5 protein-coding genes are annotated in these 7,176 nt (G+C 58.8%); all 5 read right to left on the bottom strand.

What is annotated here, in order from left to right; translation table 11 throughout:
- Nucleotides 1-15 precede the first annotated feature (15 nt).
- Nucleotides 16-2,463, bottom strand: coding sequence for a heavy metal translocating P-type ATPase (locus tag KUA11_RS14900; RefSeq protein WP_217411641.1), 2,448 nt, complete (start codon nucleotides 2,461-2,463; stop codon nucleotides 16-18).
- Between the two features lie 190 nt (nucleotides 2,464-2,653).
- Nucleotides 2,654-4,102 (bottom strand): APC family permease, encoded by a 1,449-nt coding sequence (locus tag KUA11_RS14905; RefSeq protein ID WP_217411643.1) that lies wholly within the window; start codon nucleotides 4,100-4,102, stop codon nucleotides 2,654-2,656.
- Nucleotides 4,099-4,935, bottom strand: a complete 837-nt coding sequence (locus tag KUA11_RS14910) for a carbon-nitrogen hydrolase family protein (RefSeq protein ID WP_254454967.1) — start codon at nucleotides 4,933-4,935, stop codon at nucleotides 4,099-4,101. The genes KUA11_RS14905 and KUA11_RS14910 overlap by 4 nt, the downstream gene beginning before the upstream one ends.
- A gap of 80 nt (nucleotides 4,936-5,015) precedes the next feature.
- A complete protein-coding gene (locus KUA11_RS14915; RefSeq protein ID WP_217411645.1) occupies nucleotides 5,016-5,921 on the bottom strand; it encodes a delta(1)-pyrroline-2-carboxylate reductase family protein in 906 nt (301 codons plus the stop codon).
- A 240-nt stretch (nucleotides 5,922-6,161) separates the two neighbouring features.
- Nucleotides 6,162-6,983, bottom strand: coding sequence for a CDP-diacylglycerol diphosphatase (locus tag KUA11_RS14920; protein WP_217411647.1), 822 nt, complete (start codon nucleotides 6,981-6,983; stop codon nucleotides 6,162-6,164).
- Nucleotides 6,984-7,176: the final 193 nt, after the last annotated feature.

Genomic DNA, 7,176 nt, shown 5'->3' on the forward strand with positions numbered 1-7,176 from the left:
CTGAACATACGCATGTCAGCGTGGCGAGAACCGTCGCAACCGAAGCGCGTTGCCCACCACAAACACGCTGGAAAACGCCATCGCTCCCGCTGAAAAAACGGGAGACATCTGCCAGCCGAACAGAGGCTCGAACACGCCCGCGGCCAAGGGAACGAGCGCCGTGTTATAGGCAAACGCCCAGAACAGATTTTGTCGGATATTGGCAATCACCGCTCTGGAAAGCGCGATGGCCGTGCAGACAGCCTCCAGATTGCCGGACATCAGCACAACATCCGCTGACTCCATCGCAATGTCGGTGCCCGATCCCATTGCCAGCCCCACATCCGCTTCCGCCAGAGCGGGTGCGTCGTTGATGCCGTCACCCACATAGGCCAGCAGGCCGTCCGCCACTTTCAGTTTGCGAATGGCCTCCACCTTACCGGCAGGCAACACCTCGGCCACCACCGTATCGATTCCGGCCTGACGGGCGATGGCGTTTGCGGTGTGCGCATTGTCGCCCGTCACCATGGCTGTCCGCAGTCCCATGGCGTGAAGACGGGTGATGGTCGCAACCGTGGTGGGTCGCAACGCATCGGCCACGGCAAGAATGGCCGCCAGCCGCCCATCAAGAGCCACATAAAGGGGCGTGCGACCCAGTTCTCCCAGATGCGCGGCCTGAGAGGCAAACGCCACCACATCCAGGCCGAGAGCGCGCATGTAGCGATCCGCGCCCACCGCAACCGTTCGTCCTTCCACAGAGGCCCGCACGCCACCGCCCGTTACACTCTCAAACGCCGAAACATCTGGCTGCACAGAGTTTCCGGCTGCCGCCACAATGGCTCGTGCGATCGGGTGTTCGGAGCGTGCTTCCACAGCTGCGGCCAGACGCAGAACCTCCTCTCGCGCGAAACCCTCCGCGACAGTCATATCCGTCAGTTCGGGGTGCCCCTGTGTGAGCGTTCCAGTCTTGTCGAACGCCACGATTTTTGTGTCCTTCAACGTCTGAAGCGCTTCTCCTTTACGAAACAGCACGCCCAGTTCCGCACCGCGCCCTGTGCCGACCATCACGGAGGTGGGCGTCGCCAGTCCCATCGCGCAGGGGCAGGCAACAATCAGCACCGAGACAGCCCGCACCAGAGCGACGCCCAGTGCCGGTGTCGGCCCGAAGACAAGCCAGATCACGAAAGTCACAGCGGCGATGAGGAGAATGACCGGCACGAACCACATCGTCACGCGGTCCACCAATCCCTGAATCGGCAGTTTCGAGGCCTGCGCGTCCTGCACCATACGGATGATCTGCGCGAGTGTGGACGCCTCCCCCACTGAAGTCGCCCTGACGGTCAACGTGCCGTTCTGGTTCACGGTTCCGCCGACGACACTTTCCCCAGAATGACGGGTCACCGGCACAGGCTCGCCCGTGATCATCGACTGATCGACGTAACTTTCGCCCTCCGTCACCACTCCATCGACGGGAATACGTTCTCCCGGCCGGATCAGAACCAGATCGCCGCTTTTCACCTCTCCAACCGGCACTTCGGCAGGTGTGTCATTACGAAGAACCACGGCTGTACGGGCCTGCAATCCCGCCAATTTGCGAATAGCGTCCGATGTGCGCCCCTTCGCGCGGGCTTCCAGAAGTCGGCCCAACAGGATGAGGGTCACAATAACTGCGGCAGCTTCGTAATAAACCTGCACGGCGCCCGCTGGCAGCAATCGGGGTGCAAACGTGGCGATTACCGAATATCCCCATGCTGCCAGCGAACCGATGGCTACAAGAGAATTCATTTCCGGCGCCAGATGCACCAGAGCGACGAACCCTGTGCGAAGGAAGCGCCAACCGGGCACGAACAGAACAATCGAAGTCAGGATGAACTGGAGGATCCAGTTCATCCTCATGCCTATGACGTGGTCCAGCAGGTGATGAAAACCGGGGATCATATGACCGCCCATTTCCATCAGAAAAACGGGAAGAGTGAAGACCAGCGCGAGGATAAAAGCGCGGGTGAGAGAGGCGGTTTCCGCCTGACGACGTTCGGCTGCCTCGCCTATGTCGTGCCCTCCGTCCTCTGTAATCCGGGCACCATAGCCAGCCCTCTCCACTGCCGCGATCAGGTCAGAGGCATCCGCCTGTCCTGTCACAATGGCCTGTTCGGTTGCGAGATTGACGGAAACATCCTGCACGCCCGGCACAGCACGCAGAACTTTCTCCACACGGCCGACGCAGGAGGCACAGGTCATGCCGTCAATGGCAAGATCGACCGTCTGAGCAGGCACTCCGTAGCCTGCGGCTGTAATGGCGCGAACAAGTGCCGGGCGAGTGACAGACGCATCAGCCGTCACATCGGCACTTTCGGTTGCAAGGTTAACGCTTACATCCTTCACGCCTTCGACACGTCGAAGCACCTTTTCCACACGCCCAACACAGGACGCACAGGTCATGCCTTCGATCGGGAGATGACGGAGCACGTCGGACGTGGAGGGCATGAGAAGGCCGTCTGTTTTTTGAACTTACCCCACTGAGAGTATCGAAAATCAAATGGGATATATACAAATATTTTATTTATATACGATCACGAAACCAAATGACCAAGCAGAATAAAATTCAAATATAGATGATGTGCACCGAATAAAAATAATGGGGAGCCACTTCATCTGGCTCCCCACACTCCCCAATTCAGGATCTGACCGCCACTCCGTCTTCCAGAATGCCCTCAACCGACATGTCGCGGCACATACCAAGTCCCAACGCCACAAACGGCAGAGCGCCAAGACATGTACTGATCACAAGCGACAAACCGGTGATCGTGGTGAAATTCTCCAAAATAACGAACAGCACCAACGCCATCAGAAACGTCGTCAACATAGGCAATAGGGCCGTCTTGAACTTACGCCCTTTCACAAGCGCCGGATGCGCACGAAAAAATGCCACCACAGCGCACGAGGTCAGGATCATCAGCAGCACGATGCCGACCGTGGAAATACCCGCCATCGAACCATAGACCGTCACCAGCGGGTCGGCCCCCGACAATGCTGCAAGCACCATCAGCACGAGCGCCGTGAGCGTCTGCACGACCGAAGCGGCGTGCGGCGACTCATGATGGTCGTGCGTGCGAGCAAGGAAGCTCGGCAGCACCCCTTCGCGTCCCAGCACGAGCTGATACCGCGCGATGATGTTGTGAAAAGACAGCACACAGGCAAACAGACTGGTCAGCAGCAGCACCGCCATGATCTGCTTCACCACATTGCCGGCGTAACGGCCTGCCGTCTCCAGCACCATATTGCCGCCATCCGCCAGATAGCGCTGCGCCACGCCCGTCACCGCATCCGGCCCCCATGCCATGATGATGCACCAGCAGGAGAAGGCATAGAACACGCCGATAATGATGACCGCGCCATAGGTCGCACGCGGAATGGTGCGTTCCGGATCGCGTGCTTCGTCACGGAAAATGGCCGTCGCCTCAAATCCGATGAAGCCCGTAATGGCAAAAAGGAGAGCCACGGCAAACGGTCCAGTGACCGGAGGTGTCGCGCTGGGCGGCGGCATGACGGGCGATGGATGGATCAGAATGGCCGCGTTCATGACCAGCACCACACCAATTTCCAACACCAGCGCCGTCCCCAGCAGCCGCGAACTGAGATCGATGTGGCGGTATCCCAGAAACGCCACCAACGCGAGTGCGCCCCCGGCATAACCCCACCAGGGCAGATGAGGACCGCCCCACTGCCGAACGGTATCGTCCACCGCCCAACCGAAGAAACCATACACACCAAGCTGAATCGCCGTGTACGTCAGAAGCGCAAGAAAAGCGCTACCCCGCCCGACCCGACCGCCGAGACCCGCGCGGATATAGGAGAAGAACGCTCCCGCATCCTTCATGTAGGGCGCCATGGTCACGAAGCCGACCGAGAACAGCAGCAGCACGATGGCGGCCGCCACGAAGCCGGTCCATGCCTGCGCGCCGTTGCCCTGTGCAATGGCCAGCGGCACGTTACCGCTGATGACGGTCAGCGGCGCCGCAGCCGCCACGACCATGAAAATGATCTCCGTCACGCCCAGATTTCCCGAAAGACGCGCGGATGGTCCCTCACCCGGCAGGGTAAGTGGGCTACTGGTTTCCTTCATGCGACATTCCCCACAGGTTCGACGGCAAGCCGGCGATAAGCCGCGGGCCGCCTGTCCAGAAGATATGGATTTTCGGTCTGTGCCCGCGCCACCGCGCCGGGCTCGACATCGGCCAGAATCAATCCGTTGCCATGCTCGATACGGGCAAGGACGGTGGCGTCAGGCGCCACAATCTGACTGTTGCCGACATAGACCGTACTGCCTTCCCGACCATCGTGGTCGATATAAGCAACATAGATCTGATTCTCCCACGCGCGGGTGCGTATGACCTCCCGGGCCACGAAGGTGAACGGCTCCATCTGCGCTGTGGGCACCAAAAGCGCCTCGCACCCACCAAGGGCAACAGCGCGGACATATTCAGGAAATTCCACGTCGTAACAGATCATGGTGGCGATCTTCACACCATGAAACGACACGATCTCGGGCAGGGCATCCCCCGGCACGAAGAATGCGCGATCCAGTTCTCCGAACAGATGCTGCTTGCGATAGCGCGTCAATTCGCGTCCATCGGCATCGATCAGGATCGCACTGTTATAGAGCTTGCGTGGTCCCAGTTCTTCCGCGCTCTCGGCCAGCCCTACGAGGATGGCGAGACCATGGTTGACCGCCATCTGCCGCACCGCAGCGAGCACATCGATGCGCGCCAGATCAAAAAGCTGCGGGCCAATGTCATAGCCTGTGACGAACAGTTCCGGCGTGACAAGGATGTCCGCTCCCTGCGCACGCGCATCGGCCGCCGCCCGGTCGAGTTCCGCAAGGTTGGCCGCGATGTTTCCCGGTGTTCCGGCCGTCTGAAGTCCGGCAATGCGCATTGCGTCTGTCCGCTTCCTCATGGCAATCTTCCGATCACCATACAGAAGCGGAAATACGTTTCAATATCGAAATAACATCACGGGCCTGTGAAAGCCGTTCTTCAGCCTGCGCCTTCCTGCTCCACCACGACGCGACAGGCCGCCAGATCCCACGCCGCGCATCCCACGGATTTGAAGAACACCGGTTCATCCACCGATGGCGGTTCTTTCAGCGCATCAGCTAACGATCTCACGCTCGCCCAGTCCACATCCGCCTGAATGAGATCGCCTGCCTCCGAAGGAGCGCCTTGCGGATCGTCCACATAGAGGCTGCTTCCCTGAACGATCTTTGGCCCAACCTCAATCATGTCTGGACGAAACGCCCCAACTCCAATGACGAGTGTGCCCGGATGAGGCGCAGCGTCATAAATGACCTCCCGACTGGACGTGACAGTGATAACCGCATCGAACGGTCCTTCCTCGCCGGTTTCAGGCCGCAGGTCGCATTCAGGCGTGACATGCCTGAGACAGAACCCGCGCGCTTTTTCGGGCGAGCGCGCTCTGATGAAAATCGTAACACCCGGATAAAGCGTTGCCAGCGCGTCACAATGCGCCACGGCCTGCGCGCCTGTACCCACGAGCAGCACACGCCGGACAGGTTCACGTCGGAAGATGCGGATGCTCAGCATGCTGATGGCCGCCGTACGCCGCATGGTCACGGTGGGACCGTCCAACCCGAAAAGCAGTTCGCCCGTGCCTGCATCCCCGCATGTCACCTGTCCCTGAATGACCGATCGCTCCGAGCCTGCATTAGCGGGGCAGATGGTCAACAGTTTGGTGACAAGCAGGTCTGAGCTTGCGCAAGGCATGGCCATCAGCAGCGTTGAACTGCCGGGAGCCTGTGTCACCACACGCTCGGGACAGATGATGCGCCCCTGCGCATAATCCAGCACCGTGCGTTCCAAAGCATCAAGCAGGACAGGAAACGGCAGAAGGCGCTGCGTTTCAGCGGCGGAATAAAGTTTCATGTCGCTCTTTTTAAACCATCATGACTGCCGCCGATATGATGGCCGTCGCCACCCCTTCGAGATGCCTCACAGTAATACTCTCATCCACTGTGAGGCTCGATGTCATCTCGGCGTCCTGATCCACATATTTCTGATAACGATCATCACACCGTTTCTGTCCCTACAAATAACAATCTCCTTTAAAGCCCGTTTTATGTGTCGTGAAATTGGTCAATCCTTATCAAAATCATTACGACATCGTCACTGACTGGATGGCTTGCCTATTGGCCGGACAAGAGGATCGAGCGCGACAATAGCACAGCTATGATCCTGCAATTCTTCGGCTGAGCCACGGTTTTTGTGCGCAAGATCCGCCACGCCATCGAGGATCAAGAAACCGGGCTGATTGTCATCAAAGATTTCAGGAACAACAGCAAGCGTGTGGTGCCCCATTTCAGACTCAGGATAACGCAGGGATTGCGCGAGACGAAGAAAGGGCTTCACGCCGGCAAGGTTCGTGCCATTCACACGCATGGCACGATAGGGATGACCTCGCAGCAAAGCCGGAAGGAACGCCCACTGTGAGGAAACAGCTTCGCGCATATAATAGAGAGCGACTTTTATTTCGGGCCTGATGCATTCCACATGAATATGGAACTGATTCTGGGAGCGACCGTCCTGTGAATTGATGGCAAGTGCGACATCTTCACGCGGCAAGCGAACGCCATACCCTTCACCCACACGGAAAGCCTGCGCCCAAGCATGGGCAAAATAGTCCGGCGTCGCGGGATCGCGCAGGGCGGGTGATTCCATCCCGGCATTACGGTCGGTTGGAATCAGGAGATATTGCGATCGCCCCTCAATACTTTTCAGAACCGCAACCCGATGAGGACTATCGAGAACCGCGCAGGCTCCCGGGCCATGAGCAATATCCTGAGAAGCACAGCGCTCATGCACGATGTGCCACAGGGCATCCGGATTGGCAGCACGAACAGGCTGCGCAAAAGACAGTCCGACGAGACAGGAGCCTGTCAGAAACAGTCCCGGGATCCTTCGCGCAATATGTGAAGCCCACTGTGTCATCAACCATTCTGATCGCACGAAACACGGTCGAATGCATTTGAAGGTTATGCGTTCAGACAAGTGCGTCTCGCGAGCGCCCTCACCATTTGATCCGCATGCCAGCCAGCAAATCCCCAGTATTGGTGCATCGGGCTACCGTTGCGGCCGTCACTCCAGAAAATGCCGGCCTCCCTCACTTCACCAGCTTCGCCAA

This window comes from Acetobacter estunensis, from assembly GCF_019083805.1.
In the GTDB taxonomy this organism is placed as follows: domain Bacteria; phylum Pseudomonadota; class Alphaproteobacteria; order Acetobacterales; family Acetobacteraceae; genus Acetobacter; species Acetobacter estunensis_A.

What these genes read in the sequence shown, in the direction of transcription:
- KUA11_RS14900 (WP_217411641.1), bottom strand. Translation starts at nt 2,463, where the DNA reads ATGCCCTCCACGTCCGACGTGCTCCGTCATCTCCCGATCGAAGGCATG.
- KUA11_RS14905 (WP_217411643.1), bottom strand. Translation starts at nt 4,102, where the DNA reads ATGAAGGAAACCAGTAGCCCACTTACCCTGCCGGGTGAGGGACCATCC.
- KUA11_RS14910 (WP_254454967.1), bottom strand. Translation starts at nt 4,935, where the DNA reads ATGAGGAAGCGGACAGACGCAATGCGCATTGCCGGACTTCAGACGGCC.
- KUA11_RS14915 (WP_217411645.1), bottom strand. Translation starts at nt 5,921, where the DNA reads ATGAAACTTTATTCCGCCGCTGAAACGCAGCGCCTTCTGCCGTTTCCT.
- KUA11_RS14920 (WP_217411647.1), bottom strand. Translation starts at nt 6,983, where the DNA reads ATGACACAGTGGGCTTCACATATTGCGCGAAGGATCCCGGGACTGTTT.